Genomic DNA, 18,599 nt, shown 5'->3' on the forward strand with positions numbered 1-18,599 from the left:
AATTGTATCAAGCCGCTCCAAATCTTTTACCAATGGAATGCTGCTCGTCAAAGTAAGCTCTCGGGCATATCCTCTCGTCGTCTCATTCACGTTCGGATCATAAATTTGAATATAATCATCTAGAGTGAACGAATAGATGCGACCAGCCTCGTCTTTATAAACGTATGGTTGCTTGATCTGCCAAACATGCTTCATTCTTTCTACACCTAAAGGACTCTTATACTCTTGAATGGAATAAGGTTCAACGCCGTTGTATCCTATCACGATAAAGGCTGGCAAATAATATTCCAGCGACTGCTTCGTCCAACCATCATCGACCTGATCCAGATGAATAAGCAGGGTGTCCCAAAAGGATTGCAATGCGGCTTCTTTATCAAGACGCAACTGCTTCATAGCTTCGTACCCAGCTTCTGTATCCGGTATGAGCGCAAGGCTTAAAGAATGAACGGCGTCGTCCACTGCACGATTCAACATCTCGTCATATTGATTCTCTATTCTTAATTTATGATGCTGCTCACGGGCCTGAAGCTGGTTAACCCAGAAAAAAGGCATGACGATGGTCACAAAAAGTATACTGAATTTAAGCAGCTTCATTGCGTATCATCCCTCCAACGGACCATGACCATTGAGGAGATTCATCTGAATTAGACAGCCATCTGATAAGCATCTCTGACCTCAACGGCTGAGCAGGTTTGATCTTTAGCTGAATATAATCTCCTATCGACATATGATACTTGCGCCTAGGGTCATCCTTGCTGTATGGCTGCTCCGGAAACAGCACTGATACAATGTCTTGATGTGCCGTTAATTCATAGCGAATCAGAAAACGTTCATGAAAGGTGGATTCATTTAGCGGATCATCATAATCCGGCTCATAACGTTTTGCATAATGCTCCATTTCAATGACATATTCATACCCTGCTAATCCAAGCTCTGCTGTAAAGTCACTGTACATATCGGGAGTAAGAACGCCTTTATCTCTAACGGTATCTACAAAGTGAAGCGCCGAGCGATAAGCCGTCATCATCGCAATATCATCTTGCCGTTGATAGGATTCAAGCAGAGGATATACAAAGAGCAATAGGAGGCTTAGCAGCACTGCCAACAATTTAACGACTCCATTTAACATGCCTATCCTCCTCGTTAATCAAAATGAACTTCGATAAGACTGCCTTGATCATCTCGGTATTCATTTGCTCTATAGACTTGTTTTGATTGAATAAAAGAAAAGTCCATATGTGTGGTGTCAGTATGTGCCTTTATTCGCCGACCGCTCACCACGAAATCTACAGTTTCATCCTGCATATTCAAGATTCTGGCCACAAGATGTTCTCCTCTTATCTCATGGATAGTAGGTGCAGTGAGTATTGGATGTACATTTCGATCTTTTGCCGTATTGTTCGCATCAAGCAAAGCAAGATTATTGGAAGCTCCTTCAATTAAACTAAATGAAGCAGTAAGGGCAAATACCAATAATACGGTACTTACCCAGAATACAATCATATCAGCAGCATGATTATTCATTTCACATCACCTATTGTGTGGTACCTATTGCTGCTCAAAAATAATCCCTCTCGTTACGTTTGAGGAATCCACAATCAGTCTTGCTTTGAACTTGCCGCTTGGATTGACATAGGTATCGAGAGATTCCGTTGTGGCCAAGACTGTTGATAGATTGGGCTCCCCTGTTTTGATAGAGCCATCAGGATTGACATCGAAGCCGTAAAAAATACCTGGATGATTTGCATTTGTGGCTTTGTTTTTACCTGTAATGACACGAATGCCGAATTGTTCTTTCTGATAAAACTTACGAATGGCGTTGACAACCTGGGAGCCGCTCACCGTCGTGTTGTCATAAACGGTAAAAGAGGCCTTGCTTAGCTCTGTTTGAATGGAAGAAAATTCATTCTGCGCTGTCTTTGTCGCTTCCTGTGCGGAGACAAATAATAGGACAACGATCGTGATTAGTGCAATGGTTAGAAAAATCCCTGCCGCTACCTTTAACGCGGATTGAGCATTGTTCATCTTTTATTCCCCTTTTGGATGTGCTAATGATATAGCTTATTTGGATAACACTAACACTTGTAAAACTTATTAGAATAATAGGATTGAATCTTATGAATATGAAACTTATTGAGTTAAAACTTATTGGCAAAAACCTATTGTGCAGCTTATAAGAGAGACTCATCGCGAAGTTCCTTTTGGAACATAGAGGACTCGTCTACGAACAAATAATTATGAATAAATAGACTCATTCATTTACGATTAGATGCAGCATAAGATACTACAGCTGTTGGATTTGCGAGAAAGAATCCGTCATCTGCTTCATGCTCAGCCACATTAATGGCATAACTAAGTACAGAAAAATAATCGTATACATAGGTGCAAAGCCAATCCATTGTCCCCATACGGCTTTAGCTTGAACGGTTTCTTCCTCCTGCTGCCTCCGCATTTCCTGCTCATACACCCAGTTTTGCTCAGCATCATCAAAGGCCTGCTTCATTGGGATTTTGTCGTGAGCCAACTCTAGTTGATCAATAAGTCGAGTAAAGTCAGGGAATGGGATCTCCTTGCGCAGGCGTTGAAGCGCGGCCTCTGCACCGCTATCCCAATCCAGCAAACATTGGAGCAGCGGCGTTCGTATGCATACAGAGCTTCTTGCCATCCAATCCAGCAGCTGCTCCGCAGTCATCTTTTGAAAAGAGCGAAGAAGCATGATGAGGGAGTAAAATTGGCTGATCTCAAGCCGCATCTCCATAAGACGCCACTTTTTTTTGAACCTAAGGAGCATATTCGGAAAATAGTATCCTGCTATGCTCACAAGGAGAAGGATTATCATTTCCCACCACCAGAAGAATGGGCTGTTCCACGCTAGTCCGAGTTGAAGCAATTGATTGGAATAAGCTCTTACAGACGCGCCGCTCCATTCTGGATGTTCAGAGCGAATTTGTTCCTGAAGCATCCTCTGCTGTTCAGCATGAATCTTCGAATTGCTCATCACTCCAAGCGTTAGTTGACGATAATGTTCAGCACTCTTCTTACGCTCTTGCAGCTGTGTCGTCTCTTCCTCTTTGGAATACGGCTCACTGCTTGTAGTCCATCTGACCTGAGTTTCAGACATGCTCGCATCGATATATAACCATCGATCAGGCACGCGAAGCTGTTGATAAGTGACAGAATGTAGCAATATACTCACAGCAAGAGTAGCGACAAATGCGCCGAATCCATATAGCAATCGATGCCGATACCAATAATGCAGTGATTTCGGTTCATTTGCTTCTCGAAGCAAATGCAGCTGCTGATGCAAAGCGGGTCTTCGAATGCTGTTCATCCACAGAGAAGCGATCTTATTCATACCCTGCAGTCGCTCCAGCCATGCCTCTCTTCGATTTTTTCTCACCTGTTGATGAAGCCTTGGCTGCCTCCATTGCAGTTCACCCAGTAAACGATGGCAAATGAGAACCGCTAAAAAAACAATAAGGTGGGCAATCCAACCCATTTGATTATCATAAAATTCATTCATATTAGGAAAAAAAGTCCGAGCCCATTGTTCAATGGGATTGGCAAACAGAATGGGAATCACCGCTATCATTTTTAAGCCTTTGAGAAGGGCATCTAGCTTCTTTCTCATCAAATGTTCCGTTTGCATATCGGAAATGATCATCGATACACCTTGTAAATAAGTTGAACGCTCTTGTTCAACAGGGTCGCCATATTCCGAAACTAACCGTGACAGCCGAGCAAACAATCGGTAATGGCGGCTAGGAGCATTCTCGTCATACTCGAGAAGTGCCTTATCCCCATCTGGCTCTATCTGGGCGTTGTAGAGCCGTTGAATGTGAGGTCTGACAGCTGGACCGGCTTGATCCAATGCTTCTTCCATTGCAAGCTCAACCATACGATGCCGTTGATAGGCATGGCGAATTTGCTTGAACATATGAATGCTCTGTGTGAGAAGAAGGAGATCTCCCCGTTGAATGACAAAGTCGGTATATAAGCTCTCTGCAACGCTTAACACCAATATGAGCATGAGAATGGATACCCAGTCTTGTTCAAATAAGAAAAAGAAGACGATTACGATGCTTAAGGTAACGATGATTCCCCACATGATTTGCGCAGTCTTTTCCCTTAGGAGCCATTCATCATATCCGTATAGACTGGAGATCTGCTGCCGAATGGATCGGAGCTTTGCTTTAAACAAAGGCAATTTCTGAAATTGAATGTAGCTTTCTCTTAGCCACTGCTTGTGCCTGGGTAATGTCATTTGACGCCAATAGCTGCCTGAAGGAAACAAGCGTTTGTCCAAACGTGCATAAAGGAGCCATAATATCAAAGCAATTGCAATAGAGCTGACGGACAGCAAGAGAAGCAGCATATTAAGCGACAAGCTCCTCCCTCCTTGCCTGCAGCCACTGTTCGAATACATGTGCATCCTGTGAAGTCATTTCTTCCTTCATACTCGCTACTTGGCGGTTAGATAGGTCGTTCACCCATACATACCTGCCATCCCGATACTCGATTATATTTCGATATTCAAACGTGTGAGGCAGCTGTTGATCCATATAGTAATCGGATGCAGCCTGGATAAAAGGCTCCCATACTCCTGCTTGCTCTTGAAGATGCGAGGAGTCCGCAGTGCTATCCCTATCAGTTCGTACCTCTATTAAATCTTTTGAACGCTCGAGGCGGGGTATGCACTCGGTAATTCTTTCAATATATCGTTTTCCTGATGCATCGCGCTTTAGATGTACATTAAAGTGGATGACGCTGGATACTTGCTGCTCTGCAATCTTTTCATGATGAAACATTCCCGTCTTGAGGAGTGAATTCCTTAGTGACAAGATAAGATCTGGGAAGGTCTTCGCATGGTGGGTAAATACCGTAAATAAGCTTGCCACCTGAGACATCTGAATCATCCATGCAGCAACAGGATCAGAAGCAACCTCACCCAAAATATGAACAGCACCGTCCGTCTTCTTCTGTACATCCAAGCCATCCTGACCTTCTATCATATCTGTTTCTCGAAGAGTAAGAATATTTCGTTCCGGATACAGATCTCTCAAGTGCAATTCAAATGCCTGCTCTTGAACTCTAATCGGATAGAATCCATAGATGGATTGAATGAGCGCCATTAACAATGTCGTTTTGCCCGAACCCTGGGCACCGGTTATTGCGGTAATTCTGGCACCCTTCATTAAAAATCTTAAGAACACAATGATGACCTCAGCTTCCTGATCAGGCAGCAATTGTTCGAGAGATGGTTTTTCACGATTGAATTTTCTTACAAAGAAAGACCATGACTCTGCAAAGGGTGGGCGGAGCACGACGACACGAGAACCATCCTTCATATCGTTTACACGGTATCCATCTGCCTCAGTAAGCGGGCCAGGTGCCCCATGCTTATAAATGTTGTGACATACACGCTTTAGCTCAGACTCGCTGCCAAATCCAAGGAAACTCATACGAATCGACTTTCCTTGATAGAACAACCATACGCTATTACAAGCTTTAAGCTGTTCAACATGCTGCTGAAAACCCTTTTGATATTCGTCATCTATTACACTGTTCATTGTTGAGATACTACCGAACCCACCAGTTCCACTTACACCTCCAGATATCCCATCTATGCGCATATCACGCAGCTCATCAATAATCGACAAGCCCTTATAACTTTGATAAATTCGCTGCGCAACGATCGCTATTCGGTCCTCCTGCAAACAATGAATGCTCTCCATGCGATAGGCATACTGAACGTCCTGCTCATCAATCTCGTAGTAATGATAGGAGTCTCCTCCATCATCCAAACGCTCTCTTTGTTGATCCCACCCATACTTTTGAATGAGCATATGCATGCCATCAGTTCCATGAAGCTTCGTAAAATGATACAGCAATATATCAAACTGATCTTGTGCTTGCAGTTGTACAGGCTTATCAAAAGGAAGCAAAGCACTCCATTGCTCATCTGTCCATGCTACATGCTTATTGAGCAGATCGATAATAATAGATTTAATGTATTGCTTCTGGGCAGGATCTCCGCTTGAACATGTTCGAAGTGCATTGCGCAATTGAACGCGCCTTGTATATTCACGGCGGAAACTTTCTTCATCACCGTAATGATCTAATAAGGGGTCAGAAGTAAGCTGCTGCAATGTTTCCTTTACCATTGACTCAAGCTGATACCATGACCACACCTTCGAACTTGCCTTTTTCAAGTGAATCTCTTTCTTATAGAAACGATACATTAAGAAAAATAGAAGGCCTAGCAATATTAAGACGACAAGCAAGACATTCATCCAGGGCACGATTACCCCCACCGTTTATCACCTTCCCATCCAGACCGGCCAATTGCGTGAGACATGTCCATGATGCCCTTTGCGAGCACAGCAATTCCCTCAACGAGAGGAACCTGCTCCTTTCGTTCCTTGCGATGATGTTCCTTCAGATAGTATGGAATCAGCGTACCCTCTGCCATGCTTTGACGAATGCCGGAATCATAAGCAAGAGCATACAGCTTTGCTCCTTTGCATTTCCGTTTGATGTGCTGAATATTCATTGATAGCCGTTCATCATGCATATTGAATATGCCAATTTGATTCATCGTTCGTTCACCATCTATCAATCGCGACTGAATGTAATCCAATACGTTCATCTCCTGAGGCATGAGATGAAGTCTTCCTAAATGATTTATCCCCATTAATACTTCATGTTGTAAATCTACATCCCACAAGATGATGTCGTAAGCGGATGCAGCACTATTTGTGATCTTTTCCCAATATTCCATTGGCATATCTTGATTGATATCCATGATTCCATGCATCCCTTGATCTGGAATCTCCAAGCGGTCCAGCTGTGGAATCATAGGAGTCGTTGCAGATACAAATAATTCGGGAGTAAGCTGCTGAGATCTTGCCAAACGTTCTATGGCCACCCAACCCTCCAGCACAGCATGGTGATAACTGCCCATAAGTTGATCCTCTATCGGTTCCGTTCCTTTTTTGTTCGATCGTGTAAAAACGGTTTGAAAACGCTGGGAGGAATGTTCATCATGGACAAGCAAGACTCTTGAGTTATATTGAATAGAGAGCTGCATTCCAATCAACAGTGCCATGGTCGTTCTTCCAATCGCATATCGGTGCGAGGTTTGAAGCAACCAATGTTTACATGGCTTCATGGTACCAACTTCCTTTCCGCGGGCCCTTCAGCACTTTGCGCCACTCCCTCTCCGTTAGTGGACCTGTTGATGATTCTACAAGCTGCCTCCAAACCTCTCTTGTTGCACGAGCATACTGTTTAATTAAAACTTCTTGATTGGAATCGGTTCTTAACTTTGCAATCCAATCGGACTCATCATAGGGGATAACAAGCGTTTCTCTCGAAGGATGAACACCCGAGGAAGACATAACCTGCTCCACATAATGAACATCCTCTTCTGGGTCCGTTGCATGCATAAGAATAAGCTGGAACTCATCTGAAAAGGATTGATGATGTACATTTTGGTACGTCACCATCCATTCTAAGTGTCGGTTTATCATGCTGCTTTCTGTGGTCAATACAAAAAAACGGGTATCTGCCTTGCACAAATCTTGTGGAGAACAGAGTGCTAGCAAATCAGTATCGACTATAATGTCATCGTAATCATCGAGCTTAACCTCTGCGTCTTTGGCTAATCGATCCACTTCCTGCCATGTCCGAACACCTGAAATGGTATCGAGGCCATTCCATGACGTCCATCGTTCCTTGGATATCCATGATCCGTTTCTATACCGAAGCCATGGCATGGACATCCCATCTATCAAAAGAACCTTGCGCTCTGAGCGCTGAAGCAGCAATGATACAGCCAGCAACATATCACTTTTGTCGCATGTGCCCACATAATAAGTCAGATTCAATATTCCTCACGTCCTTTCATCTACTGACTTAAACGGCATCGTTTTATTCTTCTTATTTCGACGTTTTCATTTTCCTTTGATCATCCATACCCTCTTGAATCGCATCTTTCGCTTGGCTGCCGTACGCGTCTATGGGCGCATCCGTATTTTGCTGTATCGATGGATCAGAGCCTTGATTAGCGGGAGGCACTGGATGACCTTGTGTACTTGATTGTTGCTTAACATTCTCCTCTGTTTGCTCCGTTATCCTTATGTTATTTGTTAAAGGGTCGCCATCTTGTGAGGCGCTCCCTACAAACGGCGAGGTACGATCAGGTGAATGATGACTTCCTACAAAAGGAGACTGGTCACCACTGATGTTAGATTCATAATTGAAGGATGGAATACTGTCTGTGAATTGGAGATTTTCGACGTTCTTATTTTGATTTTGCGATGATTGAATTCGCTGCTCCAACACCTTCCTGGATTGAAGAGACAACTGTCGATTTGCTTTTTCAATAATGTTTGGATTCTTCTCCATCAGCTTTAATACCGACTCATTCACAGGATAATTTACAATTGCCTTCTGCTGGAGCATCGGTTCAATATATCGAACCGCATAGATCTGACCGCTATTCAAATACGCATCTACATATGCAGATGATAATGTAAGGAGTTCTTGCTCTGTAAGCTGCAGCCAAATCGTTGGCTGCTGGAGCTTTTTGATCCATTTTTGATCCAATACGACGAAATCTTGTCCATCTGGAAAACGTATGCGAATATCAACAGCCTCTTTCGGTTGCAGATCTATAGGGAGCTGCACAACAGAAGTTTCGATCCACCGAGCATCGTTAGACAGTTCTTCCTTATTGGCTAATAAATTTGTGGTTACAGGGATATTTGGCACAACCTCTATCTTTACCGCTTTGCCAATAATGTCGTTTTTGTCCGCATAAAGGATGCTCGGAAGAAGCGAGGCAGGCAATTGCAAGGATTCAATATCCTCCTCCTGCACAATGGATCCAGGCTTCAAGCTTGTTCGGAATACCCAGGCTTCGGACATTTCAACTGAACCACCCTCAATCCGGTACTTCCCCATAATGTCCTTTGCAATTTGCAGCTCATGTACAAGCAGCTTTTTTTCTTTTTTCCATTGATGGCCAATGTAAAAATGAACGGCTCCAGCAGCCGTGCCCGTCACAAGAACCGATACAAGCGCAGTGAGAGTTAACTGCTTCGTACGCCGAGTCCAGCGTTTTGTTAGCATAATAAAATGACGACCTCCATCCTGCAGCAGGATAATAACCTGAGCCTTTGATACGATGAGCGCACACTACTCTTACATAAAGAGATATCGAACTTGTTATGACTAGCCCAGCCACTTATTCAGCTTGAATCTTCGCTTTCGCTTAGCAGAATGATTAAACCAATGGTCCATCCATACCTCAACCCTGTCATGATGCTGGAACGGATTCGGGCATGTCGGAATCGAGACGACTAATCGACTGTGTAATCTTGCTGGGCAAGAGCGCAGCTCTCTATCATCTGCATGCGGTACGCCGCCGATCCATTGCTTGAAACTGCGGCTGTCTAACCGTTCAATAGCATTTGTCCATTCCTGTTGCCGCCACATCGCGGCGCTTCCTATCAGCAAGCTATAGTTGGCTCTCATAAACTCATCCAGCAAGCCATTACCTTGAATCGCCCCAAGATCTAAAACAATATAATCGAATGTTTGCATTAGATAAGGCATAAAATGACCGTTATATTGCCTATTCAAATTACTGGCATGCCGATATTCCACCCCCTGATAACGCAGCAGCTGCTCAACTTGGTAGTCATTATCCTCACCGTCAATCTCCAATGACATTTGTTCAACAACCGAATTCACAATGGGACTGTAATCGACAAAAGCAACCCTACCTCGGTAGATTCGACTAAGCGCATTTGCGATCATGATCGCAGCATGCGTGCATCCCATCCCTTCTGAACAACTCATGCAAGCGATGATTATCCCTTTGTTCAATCCTCCAGTAGGCACGCTCTGACCTCTTGCATCGTACCCTTGTCCCAATAAATTCGACATCGGATCAACATAAGCCATTAGATCTGCTTTTAATTGGCTTGCGTCTTGATATCGATCTTCAGGCTTCTTTGCAAGAAGCTTCGACAGGATCTGGGCCACACCGTTTGGAATATCTGATCGCAGCATGCTGGATCGAAAGGTCGCAATGCCCTGCCACTCTCCGTCAGTAAGGATATAGGCCATCAAAGCACCGACGCCGTATAAATCCGTTCTCGCATCGCTTTGAACATCTTCATATTGCTCCGGTGCGGCAAAGCCCAACGTACCGAGCTTTACCGTATCCGAACTCACATCTGCCTTGTGCTCTCTTGCAATGCCGAAATCAATCAGCTTTACTTGCTGAGTTCTAGTCAGCATGACGTTCGACGGCTTCATATCACGGTAAATAATAGACGGTTGATGGCTATGCAAATAGATCAGCGCATCACATAATTGCAGGCATATCTCGATAGATTCTTTAAAAGAAATCGGCTCGCGGCTAATGCGCTCTTGAACCGTCTCCCCTTCGATATACTCCATAACCATATAGGCATGCTCATCATGATATGGCGGATAAAAATCAACAATTAAAGGCAAATTGGGGTGCCTAAGCTCCGTTAGCCACTTGGCCTCAAGCAGCAAATGCTCGCGGTTATAATGAATCGGAATGCTTTCCTTAATGGCCCAAAATTTTCCCATTAGCCTACTGTCACTAGCTAAATAGACGTAGCCCATTCCGCCTACTCCAATGAGCTTCTCAATACGGTAGCGCTGCTGAAATAGCACTCCTTCCTCTAATCGTGAAGCTGGCCTCACGCGCTCTCCTCCCTGTCAAAACGGTAATTAAACACAAAAAACCCGAATACAGCCTAAAAGTAGGCCATATTCGGGATGCTTTCCCAAATGGGTAATCATATGTGGTTGATGCTGTTATTATAATAGGGCTTGTTCTTGCTGTCTAGTCCATTTTACCTAAAATCAGGATATTTTTTTATTTATGACATTAATATTTAATCATATATAACGTAATTTCATCGCGGTTATGGAACAATTGTTTAGCTCGTAAAATATGAAGATGCTGCTCAAACATCTCCATGCAATCCTTAATCGTTTGCAGAGGCTTCTTGTGCATAAGCTTGACCGTTACAATTACGGTGCCTCCTGGTTGAACAGCTTCAAGCAGTTGAATCACTAATTGGGCTGTATGCTTTGGGTTCCAGCTCATATCGCACACAAGCAGGTCGAACTCATTTGGTTCAAAAGCAACATCCCCTGCGTTTTGATTGATAACGGTAAGCTGAGGATGATCAATCAGGCTTTCATGCATTTTCGCAGGATCAACAGCTGTAACTTCAAGTCCACGCTCTAACAGAAGGCTGCTCCACCCACCAGGAGCGGCTCCGATATCCAGCCCATGACGGAACTGGCTAAAATCAATGCCAAATACTTGTTCAGCCTCAAGAAGCTTGAACTTTGCACGAGAGATTTGACCATCTTCTCGTTGGAAACGAATGGCTCCGCCTGGCCAATCCACTCCTTGATCCACCATTGTCGACAGACCAAAATAAAGTCTATCTTCATGCTCGTAAACAGAGCAGATGAGATGCGGAGACTGGACAACAACGTGATGTCCATCCTGCTCTATGACCTGCTGCATCTCTAGACGAAGTGCATTTAGATCGATTTCGCTCTGCTTTTGGCTCTTTCGCGTATGAATCGCTATCGTGGTCGATTCGTTAACATATAGATTTGATCTTGTTTTGATTGCTTCCCATAAACCTGTAAGTGTATCAAGTGTCAATGGATTTGTGTTCTGGACGGTGAGCAGCACAGGAAACATGTCCCGTACAAACATGGATGGAGCAACACGTTGCTGTTCCCAAATCGCATCATGAAGGTTTGGAAGCTCCATAAGAGCGACCTCGCCTGTGACAAGAATCTGGCTTTTTAGTTTGCCATAGGTTCTACGAAGCTCCTCCTGCGCATAAGGGATAAACCCATGATTTGCCGTAATAATCCAATGAGAGGATGTCTCAAAATGTGCAGGAAGCTGAACTTCACTAATATTAATGCCTTGATGTCCCAATAGGTATATCTCCTTCGACTAATGTTTCATTTTCACTCTAACCCATGGACGCTCATCCATCCAATCGATCGAAACAGGCATTCCATAGGTTTGAGATAAGTTGCTTTCCGTTAATACCTCATGCTTAGGTCCAGCGGCAATAAACCTTCCACCTTCAAGCAGCGCTACATGAGTAAAGATCGGGATAATTTCCTCGAGATGATGGGTAACATAAACGATGCTGACATCACGTTTACCTAGATTTGATAGATCCATCAGCCATTTTTCTCGCTCATACAAATCCAGCCCTGAGCAAGGCTCGTCCATAATCAGCAGCTTCGGTTCACCCATCAGCGCGCGTGCAAGCAGGATCTTCTTTCTTTCCCCTTGTGAGCATACGCCAAGCGGCTGATCTGCAAGATGCTCGAGTCCTACAAACTGAAGATTCTCCTGTACACGTTCGCGGATTTGTTCATCGACTTGTTCATATAAACGCAAGTAAGCATTGGCTCCTGTCGCTACAATCTCCCATACCGGATCGCGCAGCGCCATTTTTTCCATTAGCGATTGCCCAATGTATCCGATCTCTTTACGAACCTCACGAACATCTGCACGTCCATACCGATGGCCTAGAACATGGACTTGTCCTGTTGTAGGAAATTGATAGCCCATCAAGAGCTCTAGCAACGTAGTCTTTCCTGATCCGTTCCGTCCTAGTACGATCCATTGCTGACCGTTCTTTGTCTCCCATTCAAGCTCTTGCAGAATCATGCGCCCTTTACGCTGAAAGGACACATTTTTAATGTCAATCATTTGCGAACCCTCCCTTTAACTGTTCATACAAATGCGTAACAGAATGCATCGCATAGATGAGCTTTGGCTCTTCTCTTGGTTGTTTGGGATTCCAAATGATAAGACAAGGAATACTGTGAATTTTGAAGGCATGAGCAACCTCTGGGGAATCATTAAGATTCAGCTTCCCGATTCGATACGCAGAAAGTGGCTCCAAGGCGATTTGAAGCATTCGTTCCGCTAGTTTGCATGTGCCGCATAATGGACTATACACGTATAAAGCATCGATCTCCTGATCTCTTGTCTCATTGCTGATCCATTGTAACAGTTGATCTCCTGCAATGTCGTTCATTGCAGGCCTCTTTTGACTTCCTCCAACACTTCGATCGGCATTGGACCGTTGAAAAGGGCTACGCCTTCAGGCTTGCTCTGATACAGCAACTGATACATCCGCTGCCGGCCAAGATTGCTAGATGTATGTAGATATATGCGCTTCGCATATAAGCCTCGGCGAATCATCTCCTGAACCAGTTCTGTTCCCGTCGGCTCACCTGGTCCTAGATCATGGTCCAGCGACAAAATATCCACCTCATCGCTTTCTAGCAAAGCAAGACATTCATCCATATTGCGAGCAAGCACAAAGCCATCCGGAGGCCTGCGCCAATCATCCAAATAAATATGAATCATCCGTTCACCTCATTCACTGTATAAGAGTTTAAGTTCCCATTTCGCGAATAATCGCCCATTCTTCAGTATGCAGATTCATTCCTATAGGTTCCGTTTCGAGTATAAAGGGCTTGTCTCGCAGCACCGGACTCGATAAAAATTGTTGAAACGCACCTTGTGGTATGACGCCTGTTCCCAATCTTGCATGGCGGTCACGCTTGGAACCGAAAGCCTCAAGCGTATCATTCAAATGAACCAACATAAGATGCTCCCAATAGCCGAGCTTCTCTCCAGCAGACAGTAATTCAGACGTGCCTGCTTTATCGTTCGCTTGCCATAATCCGCTAACGAAGGCGTGGCATGTATCCAAGCAAAATCCGATCTTGCCAGCGTGTTCGCAAAGATTTCTGATCTGGACCATTTCCTCCATCGTTGTTCCAAGTCCGCCATGCATGCCTGCTTGATTCTCAAGCAAAATGAGTACATGGCCAGTCCATACCTGAGTTACGGTATTCAGCATCGCAATAATGTCTTGATAGCCCTGCAGCTTATTACCGTGTTTAATCACGCCAAAATGAACGACGACGCCACGAGCGCCAAGAGCATCCGCAATCATAAGCTCTTGCAGCAAGCTGGTCGCCGTCTTCTGGAATAACTCAGGCTGGTCCTGTATGTGAACGGCCAAGTTGAGTGGATACGCCGAATGCGTAAAACGCTTTATTCCTGCAGCATCAAGCAGCGATTTACATGCTGCAGCATCCTTTTGCGACCATGACTTTTGTTCAAGACTCCGCGGATTTTTGCCGAACAGCTGAATGCAGGAAAGACCTTCTGCTTCACGCAGTCTCAATGCTTCTTTAGCTGCATGGACATAGCTCCCATGCTTTTTGAGATGGCAGCCATACTGATAGAAAGGGGCCATTTTTATTTTGTGCTTCCTGCCGGAACTTGTACATGCTCATGCTGGCAATGTTTGCAGAATACAGCAGTACGGCTATTGATCTGTGTTTCCTCAAGGGCATTGCCGCATTGCACGCACGGCTCTCCCGTACGATTCGTTACAGCGTAAATATTCTCCGTCCCGTTCTCTTCCACATCAAATGCTTCCTGCAGCCAGTTTGAAAGTGCAGCAAATAAAGCCTGATAGTCTTCATCATTCAATGACTCAATGCGAACCGTAGGCAGCAAGCCTGCTCGAAAGGCAATCTCGTCTGCTAGCGGCGAAGAAATACCTGCAATAATAGCTGGATTCGATAGCGCTGTCTTAAGCGAAGATCTGCGTTTCTCAAACCGTTGTTTTAACAAGGCTGGCGACATACTTCTAGATCCAGGCTCAGGACCGATTGCCTTAAGCTGTTCATCCAGTTCTCTCGCACTGATCCACTGCAAGGTCATAGAGCGTGCTCCTGCAACATTCCAACTTCCATTTTCAAAACCAAACGATAATTGAAGTTTTGGCCCTTCTTGATCATAACCCGTGTTTTCGGTATTTAATGTCGTTAATAATTGGCCCATACTGCCGATATTTAAAACTAAGCGATGTCCATCGTCCAAGTGAAAAATGATCGATTTGCTTCGTCTCTCCACGTACAGAAGCTGACGGCCAATCAATTGATCCTCAAGCTCTTTTAGCGGCAGGTTCAGCCATGATTCCTTTGCTACAACTACTTTTCTAAATCGCCGCCCAACAAATTGTTGATCGAGCTTTTTTCGTTCACGCTCGATTTCTGGAAGTTCCCACATCATTCATCTTCCTTTCTTTATCGATCACGTACTAAGACGTCGTTAATTCTTTATAAATCCAATCCTTCATTTCTGCCAAATTGTTGCACACGACAGTCGGCTCCACGCCTGAGGATGCTTTATAGGATGCAAGATTAACCGAAGTGGTCACACCCGTTAATACAAGTGCGGTTTGACAGCCTGCTCGTGCGCCTGCACGCATATCTGTCATCATATTATCTCCAATTACAACCGCATCCTGAGGAGAGCATTGAAGACGTTCTAAAGCAATTTCCATAATTATAGGCTCAGGCTTCCCGATGTACAATGCCTGTATGCCTGATACAGCCTCGATTGCCCGGCTGAGACTTCCCGAGCCTGGAGATAAGCCTCGATCAGAAGGAAGCATGAGGTCTGGATTCGTTGCAATAAAGACAGCTCCTCTTCTAACGGCTGAGGATGCCGCCTCTAGCTTCGCATAGCTAAAGCTGCGATCTATCCCCTGAACAACGACGCCAATGTCCTCACCGTATGCTTCTTCCAAGTTATTGGTCCACTCAATCTCTTCATCGTTAAGAGCTTGCTCCAAGCCCTTCTCTCCTATCATATATACCCGCTTATTTCCATACTTACGCTTAATATACTGTGCAGCCGCTTGTGCTGTTGTCAATACATCCTGAGGACGTGCTGGAATATCCATTCCATTAAGCAAGTCTGCTACATCCTGAGCGGTTCTCGATGAATTGTTCGTTACAAACAAATAAGGAATGTTCCAATCTTGAAGAGCTTGAATAAGAAGCTCAGCTCCTTCAATCCGTTCTGATCCATGAAACATCGTTCCGTCAAGGTCGATTAAGGCATGAATACGACTCGTCATAGCGGTCATCATCTATCATCATTTCCTTTCATCCGAGCACTTCAAACCTGTTATTGGAAGCGATTCAACTTGATTCATCGCACGCTTAAGAATTAGAACGGGCGATAATCTGATCTACAAGCAGCTCAACGGCACAACCATCCTGTAAGGTTGGAGTAAGATCATTCCAACGTGTGTCTCCTGCTTGGCGCAGAACAAAATGGTGCAGAGCAGCCGTATGGCTATCTTGAAATACGCCCAAGGTCGCCTTTTCATCTGGAAGCAATTCGATTTCTTTCGGTACCGGGAGAACCGGGATACCACCAGCTAATAAATGCAGCTGCGGAAGCTTATCTTTTTCCAAATCTGCCGTCATGCTTCCTTTCGATCCCACAACCTCAATTCGGAATGCATCCGAGCCAAATGCGATACGCGATACTTCAACCTGACCGAGAACACCTTTCGCTGTCTCAAAAGTCATCGTAGCCCAGTCGTCAACCTTAATGCTGACATGGTCAGATGCGCCTGCTGCGGATGGACGCTCTGGCACGAAGGTATGTGTTTTTCCATCGATCGATGCAATATCTCCGAATAAGTGACGAACCAGATCAAGAGCGTGAACGCCAATGTCCGTGATGGCTCCTCCGCCGGACATGGAATCACTTAGCCTCCAGCTAACAGGTCGGGCTGCATTCAAATAGCCTGAGCGCAAATAGGTAACTTTGCACTGCAAGACCTCACCAATTAGCCCTTCCTTAAGCCATTCGCGAATATGCATAACGGCTGGATGATAACGGAACACGAAAGCAAGCTGCGCTGGATAGGTGCTAGGCACATCTTGAAGCAAAGCTTTCGTACGTTCACCACTTTCAGTAACAGGCTTCTCACAATATATCGCTTTATTATGCTTGACCGCTGCTCTTACCTGTTCGGCATGAAGCGCATTAGGCGTACAGATGCTTACGGCTTGTGTATGGTCACGAAGCAAAGCTTCTTCGAGATCTGCTGTAACGAAAGAAAAGCCAATCTGCTTCGCTTGATCCGAAAGCTCATCGGTTCTTCTTGTCACTAATGTATCAAGTACTGGGGTTAGCGGCAATTTTTTTATAATAGGAAGCGTACGAAGCGCAACCATGTGCGTTTTCGCAATCGTTCCGAATCCGACAATGGTAAATCCAAGTGTGTTCATGTTCCTTCCGCCTTTCCACTATGTATTCTAATCTGTAGCATCAGCTTCATTCATTGTAATGAACGAGAAGCGAACAGGCAAGCAAAGTGCATCAATTCGACAGCATTAGTGAAAGCTTAAGGTCGAACAAGGATGAATGAAGGGCATAAGCGCTCTCTAAAGCATTTTTTGTCATTCCCTGCGCTTTCCCGAGAAATAATTTTGAGTTGGGAAATGAGAAAACCTCTAGCGTGACCTCTTTAACTTGAAAAGGAGCACGTGTAGAGGTTATTGCCAACCATCTAATAGGTTCTTAAGCAGGCTCAATGGCTTCGAATTCTTCAGCCAAGTATGACTCAGGGAATACTTCCTTCGCTTCCGTCAATAATTCATTCAACTGTTCTTCATCCTTATAGCGAGAACTAAAGTGTGTCAGGGCAAGCTTCTTCGCCCCAGCTCGTTCTGCAGCCAATGCCGCCTGCTTAGCGGTAGAATGCCCAAATTCATGAGCGTGCTGGACACGATCCTCCATGAATGTGGCTTCATGGACGAGCAGATTGGCATTTCTCGCTAGGCGAACCGCATTCTCACAAGGTCTTGTATCTCCTAGTATCGTGACTGTTCTTCCGGGAATCGGTTCTCCAAGTACGGAGGCCGCAAATAGAAATTCTCCGTCTGGTAGCTGCACATCAAGCCCTTGCTTTAATTGGCCATATACGGGACCTGGCGGAATTCCTTTCTCCTTTAACAGCTCAAACTTGAGCTTCCCGGGACGATCCTTCTCCTGAACCCGGTATCCAAGGCATGGAACACGGTGATCAAGCGGAAGAGCCGTCACGGAGAAAGCATCATCTGACCAGATGACGCCCCCATCCACTTCCTTGATCAAAAGCGGATAAGGAACCTCCGAATGACTCACCTGAAATACAATTTTCATGTAATCCCCTAATCCTGGTGGTCCAAATACCGTTAATGGCCTTGTGCCGCCTTGATGGCCTCGGCTGGATAACAGACCGGGAAGTCCAAATAAATGATCACCGTGCAGATGGGTAATAAAAATAAACTCGCATTTGCTCAGCTTTAACGGCGAGCGAAGTACTTGATGCTGGGTTCCTTCACCGCAATCAAACATCCAGAATGTCCCCCGCTCTTCATATAAGCGCAGGGCCATGCTGGTTACATTGCGCTTGGTCGTTGGCATCCCAGCTCCTGTACCGAGGAAGTACACATCCATCCTATACACCTTCATTTCTTATCTTACGAGAATGATGCCGCAAAGGCCTCTGCACCATCAACCGATACAGAGGCCTTTTGTTTATTCTTATCTTATCATGACCGAAAACAACTTTCATTAAGCAGAATCATGATTTATTTCGTTGAAAGAAGCTTAACTGAAT

General features: G+C 44.8%; 18 protein-coding genes and 1 pseudogene. All 19 read right to left on the reverse strand.

From position 1 onward, the window contains the following. A pseudogene (locus tag I2H74_RS00445) lies at positions 1-594 on the reverse strand (hypothetical protein); the annotation flags it as partial. Continuing rightward, the gene (locus tag I2H74_RS00450) at positions 581-1,129 is read right to left on the reverse strand and encodes a hypothetical protein (RefSeq protein ID WP_195570695.1); all 549 of its coding nucleotides are present in this window, start codon (positions 1,127-1,129) and stop codon (positions 581-583) included. The pseudogene I2H74_RS00445 and the gene I2H74_RS00450, both read right to left, overlap by 14 nt. 14 nt (positions 1,130-1,143) lie before the next feature. Further along, positions 1,144-1,524: a hypothetical protein gene (locus tag I2H74_RS00455; RefSeq protein ID WP_195570697.1), complete on the reverse strand. Its 381-nt coding sequence runs from the start codon at positions 1,522-1,524 to the stop codon at positions 1,144-1,146. A 24-nt stretch (positions 1,525-1,548) separates the two neighbouring features. Further along, positions 1,549-2,025 (reverse strand): ABC transporter permease, encoded by a 477-nt coding sequence (locus I2H74_RS00460; RefSeq protein WP_195570699.1) that lies wholly within the window; start codon positions 2,023-2,025, stop codon positions 1,549-1,551. A 259-nt stretch (positions 2,026-2,284) separates the two neighbouring features. Continuing rightward, the gene (locus I2H74_RS00465; RefSeq protein ID WP_195570701.1) at positions 2,285-4,387 is read right to left on the reverse strand and encodes a GTPase SAR1; all 2,103 of its coding nucleotides are present in this window, start codon (positions 4,385-4,387) and stop codon (positions 2,285-2,287) included. Beyond that, positions 4,377-6,314 carry an ATPase, T2SS/T4P/T4SS family gene (locus I2H74_RS00470; RefSeq protein ID WP_324253967.1) on the reverse strand — a complete coding sequence of 646 codons (1,938 nt, stop codon included), beginning with the start codon at positions 6,312-6,314 and terminating at the stop codon, positions 4,377-4,379. Before I2H74_RS00470 ends, I2H74_RS00465 begins: the two co-directional genes overlap by 11 nt. Further along, positions 6,305-7,171, reverse strand: coding sequence for a hypothetical protein (locus tag I2H74_RS00475; protein WP_195570703.1), 867 nt, complete (start codon positions 7,169-7,171; stop codon positions 6,305-6,307). Before I2H74_RS00475 ends, I2H74_RS00470 begins: the two co-directional genes overlap by 10 nt. Next, positions 7,158-7,889, reverse strand: a complete 732-nt coding sequence (locus I2H74_RS00480) for a hypothetical protein (protein WP_195570705.1) — start codon at positions 7,887-7,889, stop codon at positions 7,158-7,160. The genes I2H74_RS00475 and I2H74_RS00480 overlap by 14 nt, the downstream gene beginning before the upstream one ends. 52 nt (positions 7,890-7,941) lie before the next feature. Then, on the reverse strand, positions 7,942-9,135 hold the full coding sequence (locus tag I2H74_RS00485) for an SAF domain-containing protein (RefSeq protein WP_195570707.1): 1,194 nt from the start codon (positions 9,133-9,135) through the stop codon (positions 7,942-7,944). Between the two features lie 102 nt (positions 9,136-9,237). After that, the gene (locus I2H74_RS00490) at positions 9,238-10,749 is read right to left on the reverse strand and encodes a serine/threonine protein kinase (protein ID WP_195570709.1); all 1,512 of its coding nucleotides are present in this window, start codon (positions 10,747-10,749) and stop codon (positions 9,238-9,240) included. A gap of 187 nt (positions 10,750-10,936) precedes the next feature. Then, entirely contained in the window at positions 10,937-12,019 is a 1,083-nt protein-coding gene (locus I2H74_RS00495) for an SAM-dependent methyltransferase (RefSeq protein ID WP_229106261.1), read from the reverse strand. Positions 12,020-12,037: 18 nt separating this feature from the next. Then, positions 12,038-12,811, reverse strand: coding sequence for an ABC transporter ATP-binding protein (locus I2H74_RS00500; protein WP_195570711.1), 774 nt, complete (start codon positions 12,809-12,811; stop codon positions 12,038-12,040). Continuing rightward, positions 12,804-13,142, reverse strand: coding sequence for a thioredoxin family protein (locus I2H74_RS00505; RefSeq protein ID WP_195570713.1), 339 nt, complete (start codon positions 13,140-13,142; stop codon positions 12,804-12,806). Before I2H74_RS00505 ends, I2H74_RS00500 begins: the two co-directional genes overlap by 8 nt. Next, positions 13,139-13,477 (reverse strand): cyclic-phosphate processing receiver domain-containing protein, encoded by a 339-nt coding sequence (locus I2H74_RS00510; protein WP_195570714.1) that lies wholly within the window; start codon positions 13,475-13,477, stop codon positions 13,139-13,141. Before I2H74_RS00510 ends, I2H74_RS00505 begins: the two co-directional genes overlap by 4 nt. Before the next feature lie 28 nt (positions 13,478-13,505). After that, positions 13,506-14,378: a deoxyribonuclease IV gene (locus I2H74_RS00515; protein ID WP_195570716.1), complete on the reverse strand. Its 873-nt coding sequence runs from the start codon at positions 14,376-14,378 to the stop codon at positions 13,506-13,508. A gap of 2 nt (positions 14,379-14,380) precedes the next feature. Then, positions 14,381-15,202 carry a DNA-formamidopyrimidine glycosylase family protein gene (locus I2H74_RS00520; RefSeq protein WP_195570717.1) on the reverse strand — a complete coding sequence of 274 codons (822 nt, stop codon included), beginning with the start codon at positions 15,200-15,202 and terminating at the stop codon, positions 14,381-14,383. Positions 15,203-15,230: 28 nt separating this feature from the next. Next, positions 15,231-16,067 carry a TIGR01457 family HAD-type hydrolase gene (locus tag I2H74_RS00525; RefSeq protein ID WP_229106262.1) on the reverse strand — a complete coding sequence of 279 codons (837 nt, stop codon included), beginning with the start codon at positions 16,065-16,067 and terminating at the stop codon, positions 15,231-15,233. A 73-nt stretch (positions 16,068-16,140) separates the two neighbouring features. Beyond that, positions 16,141-17,223, reverse strand: coding sequence for a Gfo/Idh/MocA family protein (locus I2H74_RS00530; protein ID WP_195570719.1), 1,083 nt, complete (start codon positions 17,221-17,223; stop codon positions 16,141-16,143). Between the two features lie 292 nt (positions 17,224-17,515). Further along, on the reverse strand, positions 17,516-18,436 hold the full coding sequence (gene rnz / locus I2H74_RS00535) for a ribonuclease Z (protein WP_195572068.1): 921 nt from the start codon (positions 18,434-18,436) through the stop codon (positions 17,516-17,518). Positions 18,437-18,599 lie beyond the last annotated feature (163 nt).

The organism is Paenibacillus sp. 1001270B_150601_E10, assembly GCF_015558675.1.
GTDB lineage: Bacteria > Bacillota > Bacilli > Paenibacillales > Paenibacillaceae > Paenibacillus_B.

What these genes read in the sequence shown, in the direction of transcription:
- I2H74_RS00450 (WP_195570695.1), bottom strand. Translation starts at nt 1,129, where the DNA reads ATGTTAAATGGAGTCGTTAAATTGTTGGCAGTGCTGCTAAGCCTCCTA.
- I2H74_RS00455 (WP_195570697.1), bottom strand. Translation starts at nt 1,524, where the DNA reads ATGAATAATCATGCTGCTGATATGATTGTATTCTGGGTAAGTACCGTA.
- I2H74_RS00460 (WP_195570699.1), bottom strand. Translation starts at nt 2,025, where the DNA reads ATGAACAATGCTCAATCCGCGTTAAAGGTAGCGGCAGGGATTTTTCTA.
- I2H74_RS00475 (WP_195570703.1), bottom strand. Translation starts at nt 7,171, where the DNA reads ATGAAGCCATGTAAACATTGGTTGCTTCAAACCTCGCACCGATATGCG.
- I2H74_RS00485 (WP_195570707.1), bottom strand. Translation starts at nt 9,135, where the DNA reads ATGCTAACAAAACGCTGGACTCGGCGTACGAAGCAGTTAACTCTCACT.
- I2H74_RS00500 (WP_195570711.1), bottom strand. Translation starts at nt 12,811, where the DNA reads ATGATTGACATTAAAAATGTGTCCTTTCAGCGTAAAGGGCGCATGATT.
- I2H74_RS00505 (WP_195570713.1), bottom strand. Translation starts at nt 13,142, where the DNA reads ATGAACGACATTGCAGGAGATCAACTGTTACAATGGATCAGCAATGAG.
- I2H74_RS00510 (WP_195570714.1), bottom strand. Translation starts at nt 13,477, where the DNA reads ATGATTCATATTTATTTGGATGATTGGCGCAGGCCTCCGGATGGCTTT.
- I2H74_RS00515 (WP_195570716.1), bottom strand. Translation starts at nt 14,378, where the DNA reads ATGGCCCCTTTCTATCAGTATGGCTGCCATCTCAAAAAGCATGGGAGC.
- I2H74_RS00520 (WP_195570717.1), bottom strand. Translation starts at nt 15,202, where the DNA reads ATGATGTGGGAACTTCCAGAAATCGAGCGTGAACGAAAAAAGCTCGAT.
- I2H74_RS00525 (WP_229106262.1), bottom strand. Translation starts at nt 16,067, where the DNA reads ATGATGACCGCTATGACGAGTCGTATTCATGCCTTAATCGACCTTGAC.
- I2H74_RS00530 (WP_195570719.1), bottom strand. Translation starts at nt 17,223, where the DNA reads ATGAACACACTTGGATTTACCATTGTCGGATTCGGAACGATTGCGAAA.
- rnz (WP_195572068.1), bottom strand. Translation starts at nt 18,436, where the DNA reads ATGGATGTGTACTTCCTCGGTACAGGAGCTGGGATGCCAACGACCAAG.